Below are 22155 nucleotides of genomic sequence, written 5' to 3'. Positions count from 1 at the left end.
TCTATAAATAATAGCAACAAGATGGTGCCGCTATGTCTTTCGGTGGAACAGTGCCTTCAAGTTTGAAGTACAGGGGAATCCTGTTTGACTGGGGCAACACCCTGATGGTCGACAAGCCTGAATATGCGGGGCCAATGAAAGACTGGCCTGAAGTTGAAGTAGTGGCAGGCGCTCTCGAAACATTGCAACAACTATCCGGTATTACTCGTTGCTATCTGGCGACCAATGCCAGGGATTCCTCCAGTCAGGATATCTGGCATGCCCTGCAAAGAGTGGGGCTTGATCGTTATCTGGAGGGTGTTTTCTGTTATCAGTCCCTCGGCTACAGCAAGCCGGACCGGAGATTTTTTGAAGCTATTGGCAAGCAGCTGGAGTGTCCTTTATCTGAGTTGCTGATGGTTGGGGATGACTATCACAATGATGTTCAGGGAGCTGTGAAGTCTGGACTGGATGCAGTCTGGCTCAGGCAAGAAGAGGTATCCATACCTTCAGATCCTGAGTGTAAAGCCATTCTGCATCTTGATGAGCTGGTATCCCTTATCAGCAGAACCTAGCCCTGCATGCCAAACACAATGCTGGCAATAACCAGAATAATTCCGCCCCCCATACGAGATGAAATCTGGGCATAGCAAAGAAGGCTCATACGATTCGATGCTGCCAGTACCTCCAGATCACCTGTTCCACCGCGGTTTGCCATACAGAGTCCCGCGGTGATGGCACTGTCAATGGGATAGAAACCAAACAGTTTTCCACCGAGAGCTGCACCGAGAATAGCGCCCACAACAATCAGGGTGGCAATGGCAATATTGGTCAGGGACAGTGCCGCAATGATTTCTCCCAGATCGGTATAGGCTACGCCAACACCGACCATCAGCAGCCAGACAATATGCACGCTGAAGAAATCTGCAACCCGACGTGAACCTTCTTTCAATTCGGCCGGAACAAATCCTGTGGCATTAACCACTGCAATCAACAACACCATATAGGCATAGGGGTGGATTTTTACATCGCCCCAGCCTGGGAAAATCACTTTGGCAAAGATAATGGCAAGCACGTAAAAGGTAACCGCCAGAGCCAGCCCGGCTACGAGGTCCCGGGTTGTCAGTTTGCGTCGTGGTGGCTCATCTTCCAGTACTTCGAGCGCACCCCGTTGTACCAGCTGCCCTTCACCGGTCAGTGATGGATAGTGCTTACCCAGCCGGTCCAGCAGGGAAGCAGAGAGTATGGCGATAATATTGGCGATGGTCAGAATGGATATCGCGACTGAGTAGAACTGCTCCCTCGGATAGCCGGTGGTGGCTTCATAAATTTCTGCCATGGGAATAGCTCCTGCGCCATTGCCTCCACCCATGATGGGAAGTACATACAGGGAAATGATTTCTTTGGAGTCAATCCCAAATATCCAGCCTGCCAGAACGCCCAACGCCATGGCTCCGGCTACGGAGGCCAGAATTGCTGGGATATAACCAATCAGAGAACGTAATAGCAGCCGTCGGTTAATGGGCAGGATACTGCCGGTAATCAGCACGGCGATAAACAGATCCAGAAACTTATAGTCCTGCATCATGGCTTCAATAACAGCAGAGTCCCGGTTCGACAGAACCCCTGCATAAACCAGCCAGGCCGTTCCCAGGAAAATCAGCACCGGTGCCCCGCCGATATAGCGATTCCAGAAAGGCAGCCGCTTGCCTATCTCCCCGAAAACACCGCCAATCACAAACATGATGGCCAATGCCCCGATCAGGTTTTTGGGCAGCAGGTCAAAGGTATGGGCCAGCGCAATAGTAATAAAAGCCAGCAGAAAGACCGGGGCTGGCATGCCGTAGAGCTCAAACTGAAGCACTTTCTGCCAAAGCCCGGCTGGAGGCATGATCGGGTCATCCACTGTATCAGAGCCCAGAGTACCTTCCGGTTGGGCATCAGAGGGGATCGTCATACATCAGTATCCCTGTATCGATTGTTATATTCAGAACAGGTTGGCGGACATAGGGAGTGTTCTCAATTAAACATATGACCAGTTCATCACGCAGGCTCTCAGGTAAGGCGAGCGGCGCAGGGCATGGTGGTTCCATGTTCAAGCCGTTCAACGCGGCATGAGAGCCTGCGTGATGAACCCGAAGGGCCGCACATGGTTGACGCCATGCCGCGTTGCTCACTGTTTATGTGGAATCACCACACCGCACAGTTCGCGCCTAACCTGGCGTCAACCATGTGCGGCTGGTCAAATGTTTAATTGAGAACGCTCCCTAGAGATATGTCTGCGTTAACAGAGGCGTTTGTTAAATATCTGAAGCAGTATAGACGTTCTAAAACGGTTGTTTTGAGAACAGGGGCGAAAGGTGCTGCCAGCAACATGCTGGCAGCAAACAGAAATTATGAATGCCAGTAATTGTGGAAATGATGAACCGGGCCATGACCCTTGCCGATATTCTGCTGATCTGCCGCTGCAATAGCATTGGAGATGTAATCCTTGGCAGCAAACACAGCATCTTTCATATCGAAACCGCGAGCCAGCAGGGCTGCTGTTGCAGCTGACAGCGTACAACCCGTTCCATGAGTATTGCGGGTTTCTACCCGGGGAGCGGTCAGCCAGTGCAGTTCTTTGCCATCATGTAGCAGATCGACACTCTCGCCTTCCTGCAAGTGACCGCCTTTCAACAGAACAGCCTGGGAGCCCAGTGCCATCAAGGGCTCAATCATCGCTTCCATCTGTGCTGTAGTCGTAGCAACCTCGGTATCCAGCAGCACGGCGGCTTCCGGCAGGTTCGGGGTAATCAGGGCTGCCTTGGGAATCAGGTCAGATTTCAGGCTGTCGACAGCATCTTTCTGTAATAAAAGGTCACCACTGGTCGCAACCATGACCGGATCGAGGACAAGCCTGGATACCTGATATTTTTCAATGGCTTCAGCGACGGTCTGGATAACCTCTCGCCGACTCAGCATACCAACTTTAACGGCCTGAACTGCCAGGTCGGAGAATACAGACTCCAGTTGCAGGGCAATAAAAGCGGGGTCAACATCGAAGATGCCCTGAACACCTTGAGTATTCTGGGCTGTCAGGGCTGTAATAACGGAGCAGCCGTATGCCTGAAGTGCGGAAAAAGCCTTGAGGTCAGCCTGGATACCGGCACCGCCACCACTGTCGGAACCAGCAATAGTAAGAGCAATTGGAGTCATGTTTACTGAGTCTGCTTGAGTAAGGAAAAGCCATCAGGCCTTCCTGAAAATGAGTGCTGAAAGAGTTTATGGGGGGGAAAGCACAGTTGCAATGGTATGGGGCAGGTCAGAGAAGCAGGTCATCAGGCTACATTACCTGCTTCTCCAGAGGTGCGTTAACGACTACAGCCAAGGCAACGCTGAAAGGTGGCTCGAGCTGGAGACTTGACCAGTGTTTCTGCTGCTTCGTTCATGTTGCCACCGGCAGCGGAGAAGGGAGAACTCACAACAAATACCACACCACCAAGAATGGTTGTGGCCAGAAGCAGGGGCCGTGCAATCAGCAAATCCCCTGTCATGGCAAGGAAGTTGGGATCTTCCATTGATGACTGGTTATTGTTGCGCTGCTTCAGATCTTCCAGATCAGATGCAGCTGCAAACTGGGCACTCATCAGTGTAACCAGCATGGCAGCAATAAGTGTGAATGACTGGAGAAGGCGGCGCATATTGGGAATTCCTCTTTCCTTGAGATAAATGGCTCCTTCCTTTGATGATAGCCCAGAGATTTTTCATGCAACGCACCCGCACTTATTCAGCGCTGGCAGGATTTGCAGAAAACTGTGGTGCGTTGCCCAAGTTTGATTTCAGTCAGCGGCTTTTCACATTTGGGGCAGGGTTCGCCACCATGACCGTAAACAGTCAGCTCAATCTGGAAGTAGCCCGGCTTCCCGTCTCCTCCGACAAAGTCCTTCAATGTGGTGCCACCCTTTTCGATAGCATTGGCCAGCACGATTTTGATGCAGTCGGCCAGCCGGGCATAACGCCGGGCAGATATCTTACCAGCGGGCCGGTCGGGCCGGATGCCAGCCATAAACAGGGCTTCGTTGGCGTAAATATTACCGACACCGACAACAACCTGATTATCCATAATCAATAATTTGACGGCCCGGCTTTTACCTTTGGCGCACTGGGTCAGGCGATCACCATTGAATTCATCTGACAAAGGCTCCGGCCCCAGGTGCTCCAGCAATGAATGTTGCCCGCAGGGCTCATCTGTCCAGACAGCAGCACCAAAGCGGCGTGGGTCATGCAGTCTCAGCGTTGTACCATCGCTGCATACCAGATCCAGATGATCATGTTTTCCGGGCTTATCTCCGTTTTGAACAACCCGTAGTGAACCTGACATTCCTAAATGAAGAATCAGTGTGCCTTCAGGCGTTTCCAGCATCAGATATTTGGCTCGCCGGCTGATGTTCGTTATTGGCTGATCCTGAAGAAGTTGTGGCAGGTCTTCCCGTATCGGCCAGCGCAGCCGGTGATTCCGAATCACTACGTTGCTGATGGTTTTGCCTTCAATGTGGGGAGATATGCCCCGGCGGGTTGTTTCGACTTCTGGTAGCTCAGGCATGGGCGTCTTGCTGTTCTGTATTGCTGTCTGGTGGTCATTTTATGTTGCTGACCTTAGCAGAAACCGGATGTTTGCCAATACTGTCAGGTTAAAGTGAATCCGCGAGGACTGTTCCCCCTGAAGCCGGTTCTCTATAATGCGCCGATCAAGGTTCCCGGTTAAATCGGGACCATAACTCCTGTGAACAGATTTTTATGAGCAGAATCAGAACGCTGACCGGTATCAAGCCGTCCGGTACACCGCACCTGGGCAACTACGTGGGCGCTATTCGCCCGGCGATTGCAGACAGCCAGCGTGAAGGTGTCGACTCCTTTTTCTTTCTGGCTGACTATCACGCGATTATCAGCACCCGTGATCCGGAGCGGGTACACCGTTCCACGCTGGAGATCGCTGCAAGCTGGCTGGCTCTGGGACTGGATACTGACAAGGTCACCTTCTACCGTCAGTCTGATGTACCTGAAATCACCGAACTGTGCTGGATTCTGAACTGCATGACCGCTAAGGGTCTGATGAACCGTGCTCACGCATACAAAGCGGCAGTGCAGGAAAATGAAGAGTCCGGTGCCAAGGATCCGGACAAGGGCGTAACCATGGGTCTGTTCAGCTATCCGGTGCTGATGGCTGCGGATATTCTGATGTTCAACGCCAACAAGGTACCGGTAGGCAAGGATCAGGTTCAGCATATCGAAATGGCGCGTGATATTGCCGGCCGTATGAACCATCACTACGGTAATCTGTTCACCCTGCCGGAAGCGGTTGTGGGTGAAACTACTGCTGTTCTGAATGGTCTGGATGGTCGCAAGATGAGCAAGAGCTATGACAATGTCATTCCGCTGTTTGCGCCGGAGAAAAAGCTGCGCAAGTTCATCATGAAGATCAAGACCAACAGTCTGGAGCCGGGCGAGCCGAAAGATCCCGAAACCTGTACTCTGTTCCAGATTTTCTCTGCCTTCGCTACCCCGGAAGAAGTGGAAGCCAAGCGTCGCCAGTATGAAGAAGGTGCCGGTTGGGGGCATCTGAAGCAGGAGCTGTTCGAATACCTGAATGCGCACCTGGCTGAGCCACGTGCCCGTTATGACGAGCTGATTGCCAACCCTGCGTTTATCGAAGAAGAACTGCTGAAAGGTGCCGAGCGTGCCCGCGCAGAAGCTTCTGACCTACTGGCTAAAATTCGTCATGCTGTGGGCCTGCGCCCGTTGAGTGCCTGACCTTTTAGTCGCGCTTAATCCGGAACGGCGATGCATATTCTATTTGCATCGCCGTTTTTTATTTTTTCCTGTCGGCTTTTTCTTGTCACTAAAGCTGTATTTCTCAGATCGCTTGTCTATATACCCTGTACCTGAATAACAAGAGTAAGGGGAGCAGGATGATCAATCCGCGCGATGTCCGGACATTAAACGACGCACGGCAGATCATTAACGAGCGTGGTCTCACTCATATAAAAGTTGGAATTTCTGACAGTGATGGCCTGTTGCTTGGTAAATATATGCGGCGGGAGAAATTTCTTGCCTCTCTGGAAAAAGGGTTCTCCTTTTGTAATGTGATTCTGGGCTGGGATGTAAAGGATCAGCTCTATGACAATGCCCGCTTTACCGGCTGGCATACTGGTTACCCTGATGCGTTAGTGCGCATTCTCCCCCACACCTGCCGGGAATTACCTCTGGAAGAAAACGGGCTGTTTTTTCTTTGCGAGTTTGAGGGCAAAGCAGAATCAATCTGTTCCAGAGCCATGCTGAGACGCATGATTGATAAAGCCCGAAGCATGAGATTTGAGCCGTCTGCTGCATTTGAGTATGAATTTTTCCTGTTCAGGGAAACGCCCCAATCAGTCAGGGAAAAAGGCTTTCGGAATCTGGAGCCGTTTACACCCGATAACTGTGGTTATTCCGTTCTGCGTAACTCGGTGCATGCCGATTTGTACCATCAAATTTTATCGCTGGCAGAGGAGATGGATTTTCCAATCGAAAGCATCCATACCGAAACCGGTCCGGGCGTTATTGAAGCTGCCATAGCGGTAGACAAGGCTGAAGCCGTTGCTGATAAAGCGGTGCTGTTCAAAACCTTTATCAAGGTACTGGCCCAACATAATGAGCTGATGGCCACGTTTATGGCGCGTTGGTCAAATGATCAACCCGGACAAAGTGGTCATATTCATGTATCGCTGACATCAGTGAAATCGGGCGAATCGGTATTCCATGATGCTGCACAGCCGTATGGAATGAGCGAAATTCAGCGCCATTTTGTTGGTGGACTGCAACAGCTGATGCCTGAGTTCACCGCCATGCTGGCACCGACTGTAAACAGTTATAGCCGTTTGGTGCCGGGCTTCTGGGCACCGACTCATGCAACCTGGGGTATCGAGAACAGAACCTGTGCCTTGCGGGTTATTCCTGGCAGTGCGTCATCACAGCGAGTTGAGTATCGGCTTGGGTCTGCAGATGCATCGCCTTATCTGGCGCTTGCTGCTGTATTGGCCTCAGGACTCTATGGAATCGAAAAGGGTATTGAGCCGGTTGAGCAAGTGCGGGGCAATGCTTATGAACAGCAATACTCTGATGAGTTTGCTTTGCCTCAAACCCTGTTTGCTTCAGCACAGCGACTGAAGCAATCTTCAGTCGCACGTCGCAGTTTTGGAGATGCTTTTGTGGAGCATTTTGCTGCCAGCCGGGAATGGGAGGAACGGGAATTCAGAAAGCACATCACCGACTGGGAGCTGGAGCGTTACTTTGAGATTATCTAGTCGATAACCGCAATAGCGCCTTTCTGGAAGCCTTCAAATGCCCGCACTTTGATGGCTTTGCCCGGGTGACTCTGGCTGATCTGCTCTGCAATGTAGTGGGCGATCAACTCAACAGTGGAATCGGTTTCCATAATGCAGCAGCGGTCAGCATTCAGGGTCAGTTCAAATGCACCCTGCTGAGAGGTGTAACCACTGCGGTGGTAGCTGACATTACCTTCGGTAAAGGTTTCGAGCAGGTCTTCCCGGGTAATCAGGTAAATATCGTGCCAGCGTTTTGCCCATTCGGCTTCGGTAGTTGCATTGCGCTGGCCGTCGATTTCAATCTGAATGGCAGAGCGGTGGCCGTGAGCAATGCGCTGGCAGTCGCCGGCATGCTTTTTCAGGCCATGACTGTAGTGGTAGAAAGCACCTTCAATATTTTCCGGATATAACTTCAAAACGACCTGAGCCACATTGTCAGGCAGTACGTCAATAACAATCTTTTCCAGTACCGGCTTCAGATTTTCTGTTGTGATCTCGGTAACATCAACCGGCAGAATCGCCTGTTCGGGAGCCTTACAGGTAATCAGGCCATCATTTTCGGTTTCCAGCTTTACGATCAACTGAGTGTCTGACTTTTCCAGAGCAACGGAAGGATGGGCGGTTGGTACCAGCAACCGATGATCGGCACAGAGATCAATAACTCGCTTGATTTCTTTTTTGACGTGGCCAAAGTCAAATACCATTCCCTGTTCATCCAGCTCGCCATAGAGCTCAACATCGACCAGCCAACTCTCGCCCACGAGGCCACGACGGGGGCAGAGGTAAGAGAAATCAACGGTGGTCAGTGCATCGACAAAAAGGGCGCTCATGGTATCGGTCGGTTTGATTTGCAAAAGGGGGGCGTAGTCTACCCGAACATGAGCCGGATTATCAGCTTTTACCGTGTATTGATAATCCAGCTATAGGGAATATAGTGCAGTTTAAGCTGGCGCTCCTCCATTCTCTGCTGGAGGGAGGCAGCTGCAGAGGTGTCTTCCATATAGCGGGCAATAAAGTTGACGATATCCGCTGCCGAACCAAAATCCCGCTGATACCATTTGAAGATCATTGGCAGATAGAGCTCACTGCCGTCATCACTGATTTTTACATCATTTTTAATCATATTGCGGCAGGCGTTATCGAGCTGCTGATCAACATAGTCACTGCTGAAGACCGAAAACATCGGAGATGACTGACAAGGTGTGTAGAGTGCGGCATGGATGCGCGGGTCACCGTGTTCAAACAGTAATGGAAAAACCTTGTGGGATTTTGAAAAGGGTTTTCTTAGAGCCCGGTACTTGGGGCTGTTGCCCCGCAAAATACCATGCTCGATATGATCCAGTGACCAGGGATGGTTACCAATCTGGTAGCAGGTCTGGGAGTAGAACAGCTTGTGCTCTTGCAGCTCTTCCTGCAGGTCATGACTAATAACCGCATTGATTGCCAGTCCGTTGTAAAGGTTCAGCCAGAAGGCTTTGCGTTCATTGTTATCTTCAAGTAATTCCGGCTCAAAGGCTGTCAGTGCCCGGGTCAAATTGCGGTAGTCATGAAAATGTGAAGAACGGGCATAGGCATCATAGGCAAACAGGCGGTTTGCTGTGTCATAAAAATGCTCCCGGGCATTGTCCAGCAGACGACTGAGTTCGCTTGTCAGGCTGCGGTCTTCCAGACTGGCTTCGGTGCCAAATCCTCTGTTAAGAATAACGATCATTCAGGAGTCCTGATGCGGTTTCGCTGTAGATATCTTGTAACGGGATATTGCAGCCTGAGTGATATTCAATATGCTGTATCGCAGTGCATAACCAGTAAGAGTTGGACACTCGTACCTTTCTGCTTATCGGCAGATGCTACGAGTTGTTCAGGCTTAATAACCTACAAGGCGCAATGCGAATGAATTCGATGATTACCCGGGAAGATATGGCGTTTGATGCCGACCACATCTGGCATCCCTATACGTCAACCGTTCATCGCTATGAAATGTATCCGGTGGTATCTGCCGAAGGTGTGAGAATCAAACTGGCAGACGGGCGGGAACTGATTGATGGTATGTCTTCCTGGTGGTGTCAGATTCATGGTTATCAACATCCGGAAATGAATGCAGCGCTGCATCAGCAGGTCGACACGATGTCCCATGTGATGTTCGGAGGCCTGACCCATAAACCGGCGATTGATCTGGCGCGCAAGCTGGTGGATATGACACCGGAAGGGCTGGAAACGGTTTTCTTTGCCGATTCAGGGTCGGTCTCTGTGGAAGTTGCCATAAAAATGGCAGTGCAATACCAGCTGGCCAAAGGCTGTGAAGGCAAACGCAAAATCCTGACGGTCAACGGTGGTTATTATGGCGATACCACTGGGGCTATGGCGCTGTGCGACCCGGTCACCGGAATGCATCACTATTTTACTGGCCTGTTACCCCAACACTTTTTTGTCAGCCGCCCGTCCTGTCGTTATGGTGACGAGTGGAATGAATCCTGTATGGAAGAGCTGGAGCAACACTTTGAACGCCATCATGAAGACTTGGCCGCCGTGATTATCGAGCCGGTTGTTCAGGGAGCGGGTGGCATGTACTTCTACCACCCGGAGTATGTACGTCGTACCTATGAGTTGTGTCAGCATTATGGCGTTCTGCTGATTTGTGACGAGATTGCGACCGGCTTTGGCCGCACCGGTACTTTGTTTGCTTCTGAAATGGCCGGTATCACACCGGATATTATGTGTGTGGGTAAGGCCTTGACCGGTGGCTATATGACCATGGCGGCAACTATCTGTACCGGAAAGGTCAGCCAGACTATTTCAGAAAAAGGGCCCATGATGCATGGTCCGACATTTATGGCCAACCCGCTGGCGTGTGCGGCTGGTAATGCCAGTTTGAGTATTCTGCAGCGGGGAGAATGGAAGCAGCAGGTTGCCGATATTGAAAAAGGCCTGCAGTCCGGTCTGGCGCCTTGTGCTGACCTTCAGAATGTCGCTGAAGTTCGAGTTATCGGGGGAATCGGTGTTGTTGAACTGAAACAGCCGGTTGATATGAAACGGGTTCAGCCCCTGTTTGTTGAAGAGGGCATCTGGGTGCGACCGTTTGGCAAGCTGGTATATATTATGCCGCCTTACGTGATTTCCCCGGAAGATCTGGCGACACTCTGTGCCGCCATGTGCCGGGTTGTAAGCCGGATCTGATTTAAACTTCCTTTGCACTCAGCTGTTCACAGGCTGAGTGCTCTTTATCGACAACTGCCGTGACGCAAGCGTCAGACCAGACATTGATGGCACTCTCCAGCATATCGATCAGCGAATAGAACGGCAGGATCATTCCCAGCAAATAAAGCGGAACATCCATAGTGGCCAGCATGGCGCTGGACAGCATGTAACACCCCATCGGAACGCCGGCATTACCAATGGCTGCAATCGTTGCAATCAGCACCCAGATCATCAGTTCAACCGGGCTGTAGCTGATGCCGTTGCTCATGGAGACAAATAACACTGTCGTTATGATAAATGCAGCACAGGCATTCATATTGATGGTGATACATAAAGGCAGGCTGAAGCGACTGACGGTTGTACTCACCCCAAGATTCTTCTCTGCACAATTAACAGCTGTTGGCAAAGCTGCGCTGGATGATTTGGAAAAGAATGCAATAGCCAGTGCCGGCCACATGCCTTTCAGAGTGCGACTCACGGGAATACCTTTGAGCCGCAGCAATACTGGCAACACAATACCGGCCTGAATCAAGTTGGCCAGAACAACACAGAGCAGATACAGCATCAGGCCACTGACACTCAGTGATGAATTCAGCTCGGTAAAGAAACTGACAACAAATGCCCAGACGGCAAGAGGGATCAGTGTCAGCAACATCCGGGTCATAGCCATCACGGCATCCAGCAGGCTTTTAAACAACTGGTGCAGGGTGGTTCTGTTTTCTTCGGCCAGCGTCAGGGTGGCAAAACTGAGGAACAGGGCAATAAACAGAACCCCAATAACATTGTGTTTCAGAAAGGGCTCAATAAAGTTGGTAGGAATAACGGTATGCAAATAGGCCAGATAACCTGGCCCTGAACCGGTTGTCGGGCTGGCCGTTTCAGCAGGCACCAGAGTGGTCGACGCAGGATCAAAAATCATCAATAGCGCCAGAGCTGTTGAAGCCGCAATAATTGTTGTCAGCAGGGTATAGCGCAACACTCGACTGCCTAATGAACGTACGGTTTGCAAGCTGCTCATTCCTGTCAGCGTCGCCGTCAGGGACAGGAAAATGATGGGCATGCTGACCAGTTGCAGCAGGCGTACAAAAGTGTCGGCAATAGCGGCTGCGATCCCGTTTACCCAGCTACAGTCTGCCCAACCGCATAAGACACCCAGCACAATGGCAGCCAGCAGCATATAAGGTGAAGACCAGAATCGCAGAAATGTCATGGCTCTTTTTCTCCCTCGGGTTTACAGCAGAAGTCCCTTTATCAAGCTAGACCTAGTTTCTGACCGGATAAAATCACTTTAATTCATTTCGTTATCAGGAATAGTTTGAAGGGCTAGCCTTTTTAGTCAGATTTCCGACAATGGCCTGAAGCCCGGCTCCCCGTTATGATCTACTCCTTTTATCTAAGATCATGAACAGGCTCTAAAAGCTGTAAGCAGGAGTGAGTAGATGCAGGCTGAAGCAGTGTTTTTTCGGGAAACCTTTCCGGTCGGTCCGATCCAGTGTAACTGCACCATCATTGGTGACCGTATCAGGGGTGAAGCGATTATTGTGGATCCGGGCGGTGATCCGGAAATTATTCTGCAGAAGCTGGCTGCATCAGGCCTGAAGCTGACTCGAATTATTCATACCCATGCTCACCTGGACCATTTTCTGGCCAGTGGTGAAATCAAGAAGAAAACCGGGGCGCCCATCTACTTGCATAAAGAAGACAAGTTCCTGTGGGACAATCTGGAGCTGCAATGCCGTATGTTTGGTGTACCTTATGTGCCGCAGCCGGACCCGGATCACTGGTTGCATGATGATGAGGATTTGAGCTGTTGTGGGGGTATGGCAATGCATACGCCGGGCCATACGCCGGGTTCCATGTGTTTCTACTTCGAGCCACACAAGCTGCTGCTGGCTGGAGATACTCTTTTCAGACGCTCTATCGGCCGGACCGATCTGTGGGGTGGAGACTTCAAGACCATTGAAACCTCAATCAAGGAAAGGCTTTATACGCTGGATGAAGAAGTTCAGGTCGTCACAGGTCACGGGCCAGATACTACTATTGGCGAAGAAGTTCGTGAAAACAGCATTGTCAGGCTGGGTTAACTAGGGAGCGTTCTCAATCAGACATATGACCAGTTCATCACGCAAGCTCTCAGGCAAGGCGAACGGTGAAGGGCATGGTGGTTTCATGTTCGAGCCGTTCAACGCGGCATGAGAGCTTGCGTGATGAACCCGAAGGGCCGCTCATGGTTTACGCCAGAACCGCGTTGCTCACTGTTTATGTGGAATCACCACACCGCACAGTTCGCGCCTTGCCTGACGTAAACCATGAGCGGCTGGTCATATGACTGATTGAGAACGCTCCCTAATAGCGAATTGCTGCCAGCCTGGCTGATTGTACTTTCCCCATGCTGGATACCTGATGCTATGAAGTTCAGATCCAAAACAGTGGTGCTGCTGACCGCAGCCGTGCTGACAGGTTGTCAGACAACCAATCCCTATACCGGAGAACAGGAAACCGGGAAGTCGGTTAAATATGGAGCAGCCGGTGCCGTTGGTGGAGCCATTATCGGTGCTCTGGCTGATGGCAAGGAAGGCGCCTGGAAAGGAGCTCTTCTGGGCGGTGCTGCCGGTGCAGGGTATGGCTACTATGTTGACAAGCAAGAGGCTGTATTGCGGCAGGAACTGCAGGGCACCGGCGTGCAGGTGGCGCGCTATGGTGATGAGCTGAAGCTGATTATGCCGGCAGATATTACCTTCATGCTGGGCTCTGCTGCGATTGAAGCTCGCTTTTATCCTGTACTTAACTCTGTCGGGAAGGTGCTGAAGGAGTTTGATGACAATCTGGTGCGGGTTGTTGGTTACAGTGATCGCTATGGTGGTACACCCCAGCGCAATCTGGAACTGTCTCAACAGCGGGCCCAGAGTGTTGCCCGCTACCTTCACAGCCAGGGCGTATCTTCCACACGTATCACTGCTTTCGGGCAGGGCGCAAGTAACCCTATTGTGCCCGATAACGGCAGCAAGCCATTACCGGCGAATCGCCGGGTAGAAGTGGATTTGCTGCCGCCTCCCCAGCGTTAGAAAACTCTCCCAATACATTGTCATGTCCTTATTCGGAAATGGAAGGACGGTGTAAGAAAGCCAGCACTATAATTATTTACAGCTTTTCTTACACCCGTTTAAAACAATGTGATGTGAATGGATTCACCTTCGGATAACCCCCAAACTTGCAATAACCTGCCTGATAGCTTTTCTTCTCAGTCACTTGATGGAGATGCTGCCAAACTACCTTTGGTTGAGCAGGTTCAATTCACCGTCAATAAGTTTCTGGAACATCACCTGAATGAGATGTTCGATTCGCTGGATGATATTCTGTTTTCGATGTCTGAACATGCGGAAACACGCAAGGATCAGCGAACGTTTTTTGACAGCTTCAGATATCTGAGAACACAGCGCAGGGATTTTATCCGTCATTATCAGGACTGGCTGACACGCTCTGAAAGTGAGGCTGATGTTCATAACTGGCTGCATTCAGACAAGGCTGACGGCCTGGCTCACAGGGGCGTTATCAGTCAGCTGGAAAATACCGGAGCGGATGAAGCGTTGGCAATGGAAGTGTCACTGCGCCGGTTTAGCCTTCGTTATCGAGATCAGCTGAGCTGTTTGGCTCGTCGCCTGTATCAAACATCTGACCTGTCAGATGCTTCCAGAATCCAGAAACTACTGATGGCAGATAACTGGTGTCAGTCTTTTGTGCACGCCATGCAGCCACTCAAGCTGGATTCCCGTATACGCCTGATGATGTGGAAACACTTTGAGTTTGATCTACTGAACCGGCTCGATGGGTTGTACAACACTTTAGACAGACTGTTTTCTGAAGTATTGAAGAATAAGGTCGAAGAAATTGTGCTGGAGTCATCATCTGATGGTCAAAAGCCAGCAGAGTCAAAGCCTTCCATCAAGAATGAACCTGTCTGTAACCTGAGCAAAGAGCTGAAACTGATAAGAAAACTAAAGCCGGGACAGCAGGTGGAGTTTATAGGGGAAAAGGGCGCTATTCTGACTGCAAAACTGACAGTCAAAGATAAAACCACCGGGCGCTATATTTTTGAAAACTGTAAAGGCATGAAGCTGATGGAGAAAACAGCTGATGACCTTGCTCGTGAAATTTATAATGGTACTTTAAGAGTATTGAGAAAAGGCTTGTTGGCAAAACTGGGTTTTCGCTTTGCAGCAGGCAAGTTAAAAAAATAGTGCCCTCTAAATCTGAAATAGTACCTTTTAAATAGTACCTTCAAAAAAGTATCGGAATGAGTGACTGGACAATTCAAAATGGTGTCCTGCAACAGGCTGAATATATCCATAGCCCCAATGCAGATGTTCGCCCGGATCCCAATGATATTTCACTCCTTGTGATACATAATATCAGTCTGCCCCCGGGGCAGTTTGGCGGTGGCCATGTTCAGTCACTTTTTACCAATACGCTGAACCCCGAACTTCATCCCTTCTTCAGGGAAATTTATACCTTACAGGTTTCATCTCATTTGCTGATCGAACGTTCAGGCAAAGTCATTCAGTTTGTGCCTTTCCATCAGCGAGCCTGGCATGCAGGAAAGTCTGCCTATAAAGGGCGGGAACGTTGTAATGACTTTGCGATTGGTATTGAAATGGAAAGTACCGATGATAGCGGCTGCACAGCTGAACAGTATCGGGTGTTAAAGGGCATCGTCCAGTTACTTGTTGAGCATTATCCCTTGCTTCAACCTGACGCCCTTGTCGGACACAGCGATATTGCACCGGGCCGAAAGACTGACCCTGGAGCAGGTTTTGACTGGGGACAGTTGCAGGTATGAGCGCTGTTGATCTTAAACAACCGGCCGACAATATCATCAGGTAGAAGCAGACAATTACACAGAGCAAAGTATCAGCGAGGAGCGTTGATGAACGGAGAAAACCGTGGCATACGGTTTGATTCAACCATGCTGGAAGCGATCGTGGGTGATGATCAGGAGATGCGTCGTGATCTGATCCAGCAGTTTCTGGAAACAACTCGCAGTGATATTGAGAAAGTCTCTGAAGTAATTGATCAGCAGGACTGGCATGGTGCATCCAGACTGGGACACCGCATCAAGGGTGCGGCCCGGATTGTGGGCGCTGAACTGCTGGCGTCCTGGGCAGAAGATCTGGAAAGACAACCCCCGCCACTTCAGCTTGTTTTCCAGGCATTAAATCAGGAGTTCCTGCTACTGGAGCAGGAACTCAGGAAGGGCTGAGAGGGTGTCGCTGAGTCTGTGAATACAGGCGATAAACAACAATTGCCAGTAATGCTGCCGGTATCGCCACTATTGCTTTCTTGGCAATGATAAAAGGTGCCGGATCCAGCCATTGCTTCAGAAACTGATCACTTAATCCATCCAGCAGCATCACACTGGCAACCATAATCGCAAATGCCGGTGCTATTTTTTCTGCCTTGCCTTTGGTCTGTTTAAAACTGGCTCTCATGGCATCCACGGGTTGCTGATTTTCCAGCAGTACATGGAGTTCGGAGAAGAGCAGCTTATACATCAGAAACAAACCCGGAAGAATATAGAGTGCCAGTCCGGCGACAATCAGCATGCCGCCCAGCAAGAATGTAGCAAGTAAACGAGGGTAGTAAGGTAGTGACTGGCTCAGGGCAAGGGTCAGTGCTGCCGGTTGGCCCTGATTAACCTGATGGATAAAAGTCAGTGCGATTCCCGCAGCCAGCGGTTCAATCGCAAAGGAAACCATTCCCTGTGCCATAGCCCGTGTAGTGTCTGAAGTGCTGCCGTCTACCAGCATCAGATAGAACCATTCTTCACTCAGGCCTGAAAGAAAAAATACACCCCATACTGGCAGACCAAAACTACGAAAGAAACAAAGGGCCTCTCTGAGAGGCTTGAACATTTTATTGTGATTCATCGTGTTCCTCTCTTCCCTGATTTCAGTGTAACTTGAAAATGCAAACGCATGTCAACAGAACGGACAGGTTGTTTTGTTTGTTGCATTCCGTAAAGATTTTTTGCATACCAATTATTGGGGATTTCCACGGCCTTCAGGCCTGTTACAATCGGCAGGCGATCTGGATGAGAGTACGGGCATAATGTCTTCAAAATATGACAGGCCTGATACTGCCTTATAGCCTACCTGACACCGGAAAGATGTCTTCAGAAGCAGAAAACACAAGAGTCGTACACCACTTGACGGGTTGTGCGCAGGGGAATCATCGTGACCTGGAGCAGTTATATCGGCTGACCTCACCGAAACTGTTTGGGCTTTTGCTACGTATGTTAAAGAGTCAGGCGATTGCAGAAGACTGCCTGCAGCAGGTCTATATCAAAATATGGAACCATGCTGGCAGTTTTGATCCTCGCAAGGCCCGGGCCATGACATGGTTGTCCACCATTGCCCGTAACCAGGCACTGGATCAGCTGCGTAAACAGCAGCGGGAAGCACTGGAGCCTGACGACAGTGCGCTGGATACGATCAGTGATGATACGCCCGGCCATGATGACGAACTGGTACGCCAGCAACATGAAAAGCAGGTTCACCAGTGTGTAGGTGATTTGCCGGATAATTACCGGCAGTGCATCAAACTGGCTTATTTTGACGGCCTGACTCATGCGCTGCTGGCGGAAAAACTGCAGGTTCCGCTGGGTACGGTGAAGACCTGGGTGAGGAGGGGCTTGATGAGGTTAAAGACATGTATGACAAAATCGATCTGACTCAGGCCGAGATACGCGATCAGGCCGCGGCAGAATATGTTCTGGGAACACTGGACGGGGACGACAAACTGGCATTTGAAGCACTGCTCAGTGTCAGCCATGACGCCCAGGCGCTGGTGGAAGAGTGGCGTGAACGCCTCAGTGTACTGCAGATGGAAGTTGCCGATGTTGTGCCGCCGCGCAGGGTCTGGGCCGGCATAAAAAAGCAGACAAAGAGCAGTAGCGGTTTCTTTGAAAGCCTGATGTTCTGGCGAGGTCTTGCAGTCAGTATGGTCTTTGTGATGGCCATGGGGCTGGTTATGACGCTGGGTCGAAACGAAACAGAAAACATGGACTATGTCTATGTCGCCCAGAATCAGGCCGCTAACCCGGGCTGGATTGTTAATGCTTCCATGGATTCGGGCAAGGTCTTTATGAAAGCCGTACAGCCGGATGAGCTGCCTGAAGGCAAGGTTTGTGAACTCTGGTTGATGGTCAAGGACGGTGAGCCGGTATCACTCGGTATTCTGCCAAAATACGGTACCAAGGAGTTCGTTCTGTCTGCAAGCATGATGAAGCACTTTGCTGCCACTCCGTTGGTCATCACACTGGAAGATCCGTCAGGTGCTCCGGATGGCTGGAATATGGGACCTGTTGTAGAGAAAGGTGGCTGGACACCGGTATCCAACAGACGGGTTTTCTAAACCTTTCAAGATAAAGCGCTTCTTATCCGGGTCGCGATATTACAAGGACGGCAGTAATCGTTAGATTGCTGCCGTTTTTTGTGGTCATTCAATCATTATTCGCTGAATTTGAAACAGTGATAGCGATAACAGCGAATATCCTCGGGCCAGAGGTTATCAGGCATGCCGGCTTTTCTTTTTAGATGAAGCAGAAAATCCTTTGGATTGGGTAACTGCTCCCAGACCTGAGGTAGAAAGGTGGCCCGGTAGTGTCCGCTTTCAATCAGAAGGCCATCCTGTTCCGGCTTCAGCTCAGCCAGCAAAGCATTTTCTGAATCAACGTCGATCGGTATCAAAGAAGAAAGAACAGAGATCTCGATATCCAGTGAAGGCAGCTCTTTCGCGGAAACAGGGTTAAAGCGGGGATCATTAAAAGCACTGGAAAAAGCATTGGCTGTAATATCGTCAATCAAGGTTCGTCTGGGCTCCAGTGAGCCAATACAACCTCTCAACTGGCCATCCTTGTGAAGTGTGACAAAGCAGCAGCCGGGCTCCTGTAATGCTGCAGGGAAACTATCGGCATCGATATCCGGATGGGTGCCGTGAGTGCATCCATGATCGATAATACTGCGAGCAAGGCTCAGCAGTTGATGTTGCAATTCCGGATCAGGATGAGTGTCCATAGAAGCTCCCTGTTGTTTGACGCTAATGTCAGTGTCTCAGCCTGATGGTGGGTAACCAATAGCTATAGACAGGCTACTGCACCGCAAAAGCACCATAGCCGACAACCCGTTGTTTATCTCCTGCCGTATCACCGGAATTTCGAATATCCAGCGTAATGACCTCCATTCCCCTGCGTTGGGCTACTGATAGCAAACCATTCAAAGGGTAGGCACCACAGGCCTGACCGCCCGTTAAATTGGTATGTAACTGCTCAATAGCACGGCGGGTGACATTATCCCGGCTGCAGGCTTCTTCATAGTTGTGATAGTGACTCAGGTCGGTGCTGATAACGATCAGGGTTTCGTCATTGCCCCAGAGAAAGTCCAGCACTTCGGCAACAGCCAGAGGTGGTGCTGAACCCACTACCAGGGGGATCAATTTGAATTCGGGCAGGCAGCTTTGCAAAAAGGGACACTGTACTTCCAGCGAGTGTTCGTGCTCGTGAGCCGCATCAAGAGGCTGTACCTGACTGAATCGCAGTAACTCGGACATAATCTCGGTATCCAGATTAACTGGACCCAGGGGCGTCATAAATATCTGGGATTCCGGGAGAGCCAGTCCTTCAAAAGGAATATGATGGGTTGGTCCGAGCAGCACAACACGTTTGATCTGATCGGCAACTGGCGCAAGCAGGGCATAGGCACTGGCTGCGATAGGACCGGAATAAATATAACCGGCATGAGGAACCACAATGGCCTTGGGAGAAAGATCCCGTCCCGCAGCTTCATCCAGAAAGCCGGATACCATACCTCTCAGCGTGGCTTCTCCGGCAGGATAAAAGGTTCCGGCTACCGCCGGGGGTCGGGTGTTCATAGGCAGAGGTTCCCTTGGTATCAGAGGGTAACTCCTATAATTATAGTTAGTCCTGTACCGTGCAAGGGAGATGGTCACAATGCAACTGTTATTATTTTCTCCATCTTCTCCTCCTCCTCCTGCTGCTTATCCCACGGAATACTGGCATTTACTGGATGATGGCCGTATTCAATGTGACTTATGCCCAAGAGCCTGCAAGCTACGTGAAGGTCAGCAGGGATTATGTTTTGTCAGAGCCAGACAAAATGACGCTATTGTTTTGACCAGTTATGGACGCTCCAGCGGATTCTGTGTTGATCCGATTGAAAAGAAACCCTTGAATCATTTTCTGCCGGGAACTCCAGTGCTTTCCTTTGGTACTGCGGGCTGCAATCTCGCATGTAAATTTTGCCAGAACTGGGATATGAGCAAATCACGGGAGATGGATACGCTAGCTGATCAGGCCATGCCTGATCAGCTAGCTCTGGCAGCGAAAAAACTGGGCTGCCGCAGTTTGGCTTTTACCTACAACGATCCGATTATTTTCATGGAATATGCTCTGGATGTTGCTGATGCTGCGCATGAGTTGGATGTGAAGGCTGTTGCTGTCAGTGCCGGGTATATGTGTGAAAAACCCCGTGAACAGTTTTTTTCCAAAATGGATGCAGCCAATATTGATTTGAAAGCATTCACAGAACGTTTCTATAAAAAAATCTGCGGTGGATCTCTGGGGAATGTGCTGGAAACCCTGGTTTATCTGAAGCATGAAACCTCAGTCTGGTTTGAAATCACCAACTTACTCATTCCCGGGGAAAATGATTCAGATAATGAACTTCATGCAATGACTGAATGGATTGTTGATAATCTGGGACCAGATGTACCTGTCCACTTTACGGCCTTTCATCCTGACTGGAAAATGCGTGATATTGCCCGAACACCTGCAGCTACTTTGACCCGAGCAAGAAATATTGCTTTGGCTAATGGTATTCACTACGCCTATACCGGCAATGTGCATGACAGTCAGGGTGGTACAACATGGTGCTCATCCTGTGGAGAACTGTTAATTGAAAGAGACTGGTATGAACTGGGTATTTGGGGGCTCAATGAACAGGGTTGTTGTTCAAAGTGTGGAACTCACTTGCCTGGCGTGATTGAAAAACTGCCGGGCGATTGGGGTGCACGACGAATGCCCGTCAGAATTAATGCAGGAAATTGATTCTTTTATACACAACGTCTTACCCATATCTGCACGGAGCCACTCTATCGTCTACCTTTGCTAAAGGGTTAGGTATACAGCATAGTGAGGCGTAGTGTGAGCTGGGATTTAAACAATAAAGCAGTTTTTTTTATACTGGTGTTGCTGAGCCTATTTTCAGCAGTGATTGCTAAAACCTCTGTAGCGGGAGAAGTCATTATCCCGATACCCAACACTGCACCGGTACCTGATCCAGCTCATATCAAAGTCGATCCATCCCAAGTTTATAATGTTAATGGTCAACTGTTTGTCAGAGCAACCCAGGTTCCCAGCTGGTTGACAACAGTAACACTGCCCGGTGGTGTTAATGCCATTCCTTTACCTCTGCCTCTGGTTCCAGGGGCATCTGTATCAGTCGCGCAGCCACCAAACTCGACGGTTATTGCCAGCCGACTTACGATCATGGCGACGCTGCATAGTTTTGCAAATCTTACACGCCAGCTTCGTCAGGCTTCGGCAGCTTCCCGCCAGCATGATCAGCAGCTGGAAGCCCTGATGAAAAAGCGCAATGTCCGTCCTGAAGACCTGCCTGATGGTGCGCGTCCGATGCTGGATGAAGAGGATGCTGATTCTAATCGTTTCGTGAGGCTCGGCGATCAGGTCATTGAGATGGGGCCATGGCATACCTTTTTTAATGGCTATGGCATTTCAGCTAAAGAAGACGACGAAAAAAGTTTGCCTGGTTATGACCTGGGTGGTTTTGGTGTAGATCTGGGTATCTACAATAGCCTTAATGAGTCCTGGGCGCTGGGTGTCATGATTGGAGGGCAGAAGCAGGATGCCGATCTGCACCACCATAAGGGGCATGTTGAAGTTGATACTTTGAGAGTTGGCCCCTTTGCTTCATGGAAAAGTGGCTCTATACACGCAGATATGGCTGTTACCTATGCCCATAATGATGTCAGTGCCAAACAGAATTATAGTTATGCGATTGGTAAAGCCAGCTATGACTATCAGGAAGTAAACCTTTATGTGGGAACCGGATACGACATCAGTCTGGATGAATATACATCGGGATTAATGATGACGCCGGAGGCCAGTTTCTTGTATGTCTTTTCCGACTATGACAAGTTTAACGAAAAAACATCGTCGTCAACTTTGAATGTAAGGAATCGTCAGGTTTCACCTGAAAGTCGTGGAGACTGGTCAAGCCGATTGGGTGTATCCATGAACTATAACGGTCTTCAGTTTGAATGGCCGACAGAAGTTTTTATTGGGGCTGGCTGGCAACATAATCATTTTGATGATCAGAAAATCAAGTGCGATAACGGCGGAGTACTCAAAGATCATTATGATGAAAATGAAGCTTACTACCGGCTTGGGATAAACAGTATGCTGAACAACTGTCTGAGCCTGGAAGTGGGGTACCAAGGTACACATGGCAGTAATATGACCAGTCATACATTTAATGCCGGTCTAAATTATCGCTTCTGAAATCAAGAAAGAGTTCTGGCTGGAGCAGTATGTCCGCTCCAG

23 protein-coding genes are annotated in these 22155 nt (G+C 50.0%); 13 read left to right on the top strand and 10 right to left on the bottom strand.

Features of this window, described 5'->3' with window-relative positions; all coding sequences use genetic code 11:
• The first annotated feature begins 32 nt into the window (after positions 1 to 32).
• Positions 33 to 554 (top strand): HAD family hydrolase, encoded by a 522-nt coding sequence (locus ACYZZ0_RS07535; protein WP_461535989.1) that lies wholly within the window; start codon positions 33 to 35, stop codon positions 552 to 554.
• Here the strand turns inward: ACYZZ0_RS07535 and citS are convergent.
• The 4 genes from citS to mutM all read right to left on the bottom strand — a co-directional run bounded on the left by citS (position 551) and on the right by mutM (position 4564).
• The gene (gene citS / locus ACYZZ0_RS07530; protein WP_461535988.1) at positions 551 to 1936 is read right to left on the bottom strand and encodes a citrate/sodium symporter CitS; all 1386 of its coding nucleotides are present in this window, start codon (positions 1934 to 1936) and stop codon (positions 551 to 553) included. The two genes, ACYZZ0_RS07535 and citS, sit on opposite strands and share 4 nt — an antisense overlap.
• A 437-nt stretch (positions 1937 to 2373) precedes the next feature.
• Positions 2374 to 3177: a bifunctional hydroxymethylpyrimidine kinase/phosphomethylpyrimidine kinase gene (gene thiD / locus ACYZZ0_RS07525; protein ID WP_461535987.1), complete on the bottom strand. Its 804-nt coding sequence runs from the start codon at positions 3175 to 3177 to the stop codon at positions 2374 to 2376.
• A 155-nt stretch (positions 3178 to 3332) separates the two neighbouring features.
• The gene (locus tag ACYZZ0_RS07520) at positions 3333 to 3662 is read right to left on the bottom strand and encodes a hypothetical protein (RefSeq protein ID WP_461535986.1); all 330 of its coding nucleotides are present in this window, start codon (positions 3660 to 3662) and stop codon (positions 3333 to 3335) included.
• Between the two features lie 86 nt (positions 3663 to 3748).
• A complete protein-coding gene (gene mutM, locus ACYZZ0_RS07515) occupies positions 3749 to 4564 on the bottom strand; it encodes a bifunctional DNA-formamidopyrimidine glycosylase/DNA-(apurinic or apyrimidinic site) lyase (RefSeq protein WP_461535985.1) in 816 nt (271 codons plus the stop codon).
• Positions 4565 to 4758: 194 nt separating this feature from the next.
• On the opposite strand from mutM, the gene ACYZZ0_RS07510 reads away from it, so the two are divergent.
• Together ACYZZ0_RS07510 and ACYZZ0_RS07505 are read left to right on the top strand one after the other, a co-directional pair.
• A complete protein-coding gene (locus tag ACYZZ0_RS07510) occupies positions 4759 to 5772 on the top strand; it encodes a tryptophan--tRNA ligase (RefSeq protein ID WP_461535984.1) in 1014 nt (337 codons plus the stop codon).
• A 158-nt stretch (positions 5773 to 5930) separates the two neighbouring features.
• Positions 5931 to 7304, top strand: coding sequence for a glutamine synthetase family protein (locus tag ACYZZ0_RS07505; protein WP_461535983.1), 1374 nt, complete (start codon positions 5931 to 5933; stop codon positions 7302 to 7304).
• On the opposite strand, the gene ACYZZ0_RS07500 is transcribed toward ACYZZ0_RS07505, so the two are convergent.
• Both ACYZZ0_RS07500 and ACYZZ0_RS07495 read right to left on the bottom strand, forming a co-directional pair.
• The gene (locus tag ACYZZ0_RS07500; RefSeq protein ID WP_461535982.1) at positions 7301 to 8155 is read right to left on the bottom strand and encodes a 6-pyruvoyl trahydropterin synthase family protein; all 855 of its coding nucleotides are present in this window, start codon (positions 8153 to 8155) and stop codon (positions 7301 to 7303) included. The genes ACYZZ0_RS07505 and ACYZZ0_RS07500 overlap by 4 nt on opposite strands.
• A 68-nt stretch (positions 8156 to 8223) precedes the next feature.
• Positions 8224 to 9036 carry a DUF547 domain-containing protein gene (locus ACYZZ0_RS07495; protein WP_461535981.1) on the bottom strand — a complete coding sequence of 271 codons (813 nt, stop codon included), beginning with the start codon at positions 9034 to 9036 and terminating at the stop codon, positions 8224 to 8226.
• 179 nt (positions 9037 to 9215) lie between these two features.
• Between ACYZZ0_RS07495 and bioA the strand changes: the two genes are divergently transcribed.
• The gene (bioA, locus tag ACYZZ0_RS07490) at positions 9216 to 10499 is read left to right on the top strand and encodes an adenosylmethionine--8-amino-7-oxononanoate transaminase (RefSeq protein WP_461535980.1); all 1284 of its coding nucleotides are present in this window, start codon (positions 9216 to 9218) and stop codon (positions 10497 to 10499) included.
• A 1-nt stretch (position 10500) separates the two neighbouring features.
• On the opposite strand, the gene ACYZZ0_RS07485 is transcribed toward bioA, so the two are convergent.
• Positions 10501 to 11730 carry a dicarboxylate/amino acid:cation symporter gene (locus ACYZZ0_RS07485; protein WP_461535979.1) on the bottom strand — a complete coding sequence of 410 codons (1230 nt, stop codon included), beginning with the start codon at positions 11728 to 11730 and terminating at the stop codon, positions 10501 to 10503.
• A 229-nt stretch (positions 11731 to 11959) separates the two neighbouring features.
• Between ACYZZ0_RS07485 and ACYZZ0_RS07480 the strand changes: the two genes are divergently transcribed.
• The 5 genes from ACYZZ0_RS07480 (at position 11960) to ACYZZ0_RS07460 (ending at position 15777) form a co-directional block, all read left to right on the top strand.
• The gene (locus ACYZZ0_RS07480) at positions 11960 to 12604 is read left to right on the top strand and encodes an MBL fold metallo-hydrolase (RefSeq protein WP_461535978.1); all 645 of its coding nucleotides are present in this window, start codon (positions 11960 to 11962) and stop codon (positions 12602 to 12604) included.
• Between the two features lie 324 nt (positions 12605 to 12928).
• Positions 12929 to 13585, top strand: a complete 657-nt coding sequence (locus tag ACYZZ0_RS07475; protein ID WP_461535977.1) for an OmpA family protein — start codon at positions 12929 to 12931, stop codon at positions 13583 to 13585.
• 117 nt (positions 13586 to 13702) lie between these two features.
• A complete protein-coding gene (locus ACYZZ0_RS07470; protein WP_461535976.1) occupies positions 13703 to 14758 on the top strand; it encodes a DUF1631 family protein in 1056 nt (351 codons plus the stop codon).
• A gap of 56 nt (positions 14759 to 14814) precedes the next feature.
• Entirely contained in the window at positions 14815 to 15357 is a 543-nt protein-coding gene (ampD, locus tag ACYZZ0_RS07465; RefSeq protein WP_461535975.1) for a 1,6-anhydro-N-acetylmuramyl-L-alanine amidase AmpD, read from the top strand.
• An 87-nt stretch (positions 15358 to 15444) separates the two neighbouring features.
• Positions 15445 to 15777 carry an Hpt domain-containing protein gene (locus ACYZZ0_RS07460; RefSeq protein WP_461535974.1) on the top strand — a complete coding sequence of 111 codons (333 nt, stop codon included), beginning with the start codon at positions 15445 to 15447 and terminating at the stop codon, positions 15775 to 15777.
• Here the strand turns inward: ACYZZ0_RS07460 and ACYZZ0_RS07455 are convergent.
• Positions 15764 to 16444, bottom strand: a complete 681-nt coding sequence (locus tag ACYZZ0_RS07455) for a YciC family protein (RefSeq protein ID WP_461535973.1) — start codon at positions 16442 to 16444, stop codon at positions 15764 to 15766. The genes ACYZZ0_RS07460 and ACYZZ0_RS07455 overlap by 14 nt on opposite strands.
• A gap of 239 nt (positions 16445 to 16683) precedes the next feature.
• Between ACYZZ0_RS07455 and ACYZZ0_RS07450 the strand changes: the two genes are divergently transcribed.
• Entirely contained in the window at positions 16684 to 17247 is a 564-nt protein-coding gene (locus ACYZZ0_RS07450; RefSeq protein WP_461535972.1) for an RNA polymerase sigma factor, read from the top strand.
• Positions 17226 to 17930, top strand: a complete 705-nt coding sequence (locus ACYZZ0_RS07445; RefSeq protein ID WP_461535971.1) for an anti-sigma factor — start codon at positions 17226 to 17228, stop codon at positions 17928 to 17930. The genes ACYZZ0_RS07450 and ACYZZ0_RS07445 overlap by 22 nt, the downstream gene beginning before the upstream one ends.
• A gap of 95 nt (positions 17931 to 18025) precedes the next feature.
• On the opposite strand, the gene amrA is transcribed toward ACYZZ0_RS07445, so the two are convergent.
• Entirely contained in the window at positions 18026 to 18592 is a 567-nt protein-coding gene (amrA, locus tag ACYZZ0_RS07440) for an AmmeMemoRadiSam system protein A (protein WP_461535970.1), read from the bottom strand.
• 73 nt (positions 18593 to 18665) lie between these two features.
• On the bottom strand, positions 18666 to 19445 hold the full coding sequence (amrB, locus tag ACYZZ0_RS07435; RefSeq protein WP_461535969.1) for an AmmeMemoRadiSam system protein B: 780 nt from the start codon (positions 19443 to 19445) through the stop codon (positions 18666 to 18668).
• A 79-nt stretch (positions 19446 to 19524) separates the two neighbouring features.
• On the opposite strand from amrB, the gene amrS reads away from it, so the two are divergent.
• Positions 19525 to 20640, top strand: a complete 1116-nt coding sequence (amrS, locus tag ACYZZ0_RS07430) for an AmmeMemoRadiSam system radical SAM enzyme (protein WP_461535968.1) — start codon at positions 19525 to 19527, stop codon at positions 20638 to 20640.
• Positions 20641 to 20778: 138 nt separating this feature from the next.
• On the top strand, positions 20779 to 22113 hold the full coding sequence (locus tag ACYZZ0_RS07425; protein ID WP_461535967.1) for an autotransporter outer membrane beta-barrel domain-containing protein: 1335 nt from the start codon (positions 20779 to 20781) through the stop codon (positions 22111 to 22113).
• Positions 22114 to 22155: the final 42 nt, after the last annotated feature.

Origin of the sequence: Spongorhabdus nitratireducens, assembly GCA_947387575.1 — a bacterium.
GTDB lineage: Bacteria > Pseudomonadota > Gammaproteobacteria > Pseudomonadales > Endozoicomonadaceae > CANDOC01.
Note: the sequence above shows the minus strand (reverse complement) of the source record. Positions and strands in the feature narration are given on the sequence as shown.

Excerpts from the sequence above, each read along its gene's own strand:
- ACYZZ0_RS07535 (WP_461535989.1), top strand. The coding sequence starts at position 33 with ATGTCTTTCGGTGGAACAGTGCCTTCAAGTTTGAAGTACAGGGGAATC.
- citS (WP_461535988.1), bottom strand. The coding sequence starts at position 1,936 with ATGACGATCCCCTCTGATGCCCAACCGGAAGGTACTCTGGGCTCTGAT.
- thiD (WP_461535987.1), bottom strand. The coding sequence starts at position 3,177 with ATGACTCCAATTGCTCTTACTATTGCTGGTTCCGACAGTGGTGGCGGT.
- ACYZZ0_RS07520 (WP_461535986.1), bottom strand. The coding sequence starts at position 3,662 with ATGCGCCGCCTTCTCCAGTCATTCACACTTATTGCTGCCATGCTGGTT.
- mutM (WP_461535985.1), bottom strand. The coding sequence starts at position 4,564 with ATGCCTGAGCTACCAGAAGTCGAAACAACCCGCCGGGGCATATCTCCC.
- ACYZZ0_RS07510 (WP_461535984.1), top strand. The coding sequence starts at position 4,759 with ATGAGCAGAATCAGAACGCTGACCGGTATCAAGCCGTCCGGTACACCG.
- ACYZZ0_RS07505 (WP_461535983.1), top strand. The coding sequence starts at position 5,931 with ATGATCAATCCGCGCGATGTCCGGACATTAAACGACGCACGGCAGATC.
- ACYZZ0_RS07500 (WP_461535982.1), bottom strand. The coding sequence starts at position 8,155 with ATGAGCGCCCTTTTTGTCGATGCACTGACCACCGTTGATTTCTCTTAC.
- ACYZZ0_RS07495 (WP_461535981.1), bottom strand. The coding sequence starts at position 9,036 with ATGATCGTTATTCTTAACAGAGGATTTGGCACCGAAGCCAGTCTGGAA.
- bioA (WP_461535980.1), top strand. The coding sequence starts at position 9,216 with ATGAATTCGATGATTACCCGGGAAGATATGGCGTTTGATGCCGACCAC.
- ACYZZ0_RS07485 (WP_461535979.1), bottom strand. The coding sequence starts at position 11,730 with ATGACATTTCTGCGATTCTGGTCTTCACCTTATATGCTGCTGGCTGCC.
- ACYZZ0_RS07480 (WP_461535978.1), top strand. The coding sequence starts at position 11,960 with ATGCAGGCTGAAGCAGTGTTTTTTCGGGAAACCTTTCCGGTCGGTCCG.
- ACYZZ0_RS07475 (WP_461535977.1), top strand. The coding sequence starts at position 12,929 with ATGAAGTTCAGATCCAAAACAGTGGTGCTGCTGACCGCAGCCGTGCTG.
- ACYZZ0_RS07470 (WP_461535976.1), top strand. The coding sequence starts at position 13,703 with ATGGATTCACCTTCGGATAACCCCCAAACTTGCAATAACCTGCCTGAT.
- ampD (WP_461535975.1), top strand. The coding sequence starts at position 14,815 with ATGAGTGACTGGACAATTCAAAATGGTGTCCTGCAACAGGCTGAATAT.
- ACYZZ0_RS07460 (WP_461535974.1), top strand. The coding sequence starts at position 15,445 with ATGAACGGAGAAAACCGTGGCATACGGTTTGATTCAACCATGCTGGAA.
- ACYZZ0_RS07455 (WP_461535973.1), bottom strand. The coding sequence starts at position 16,444 with ATGAATCACAATAAAATGTTCAAGCCTCTCAGAGAGGCCCTTTGTTTC.
- ACYZZ0_RS07450 (WP_461535972.1), top strand. The coding sequence starts at position 16,684 with ATGTCTTCAGAAGCAGAAAACACAAGAGTCGTACACCACTTGACGGGT.
- ACYZZ0_RS07445 (WP_461535971.1), top strand. The coding sequence starts at position 17,226 with ATGTATGACAAAATCGATCTGACTCAGGCCGAGATACGCGATCAGGCC.
- amrA (WP_461535970.1), bottom strand. The coding sequence starts at position 18,592 with ATGGACACTCATCCTGATCCGGAATTGCAACATCAACTGCTGAGCCTT.
- amrB (WP_461535969.1), bottom strand. The coding sequence starts at position 19,445 with ATGAACACCCGACCCCCGGCGGTAGCCGGAACCTTTTATCCTGCCGGA.
- amrS (WP_461535968.1), top strand. The coding sequence starts at position 19,525 with ATGCAACTGTTATTATTTTCTCCATCTTCTCCTCCTCCTCCTGCTGCT.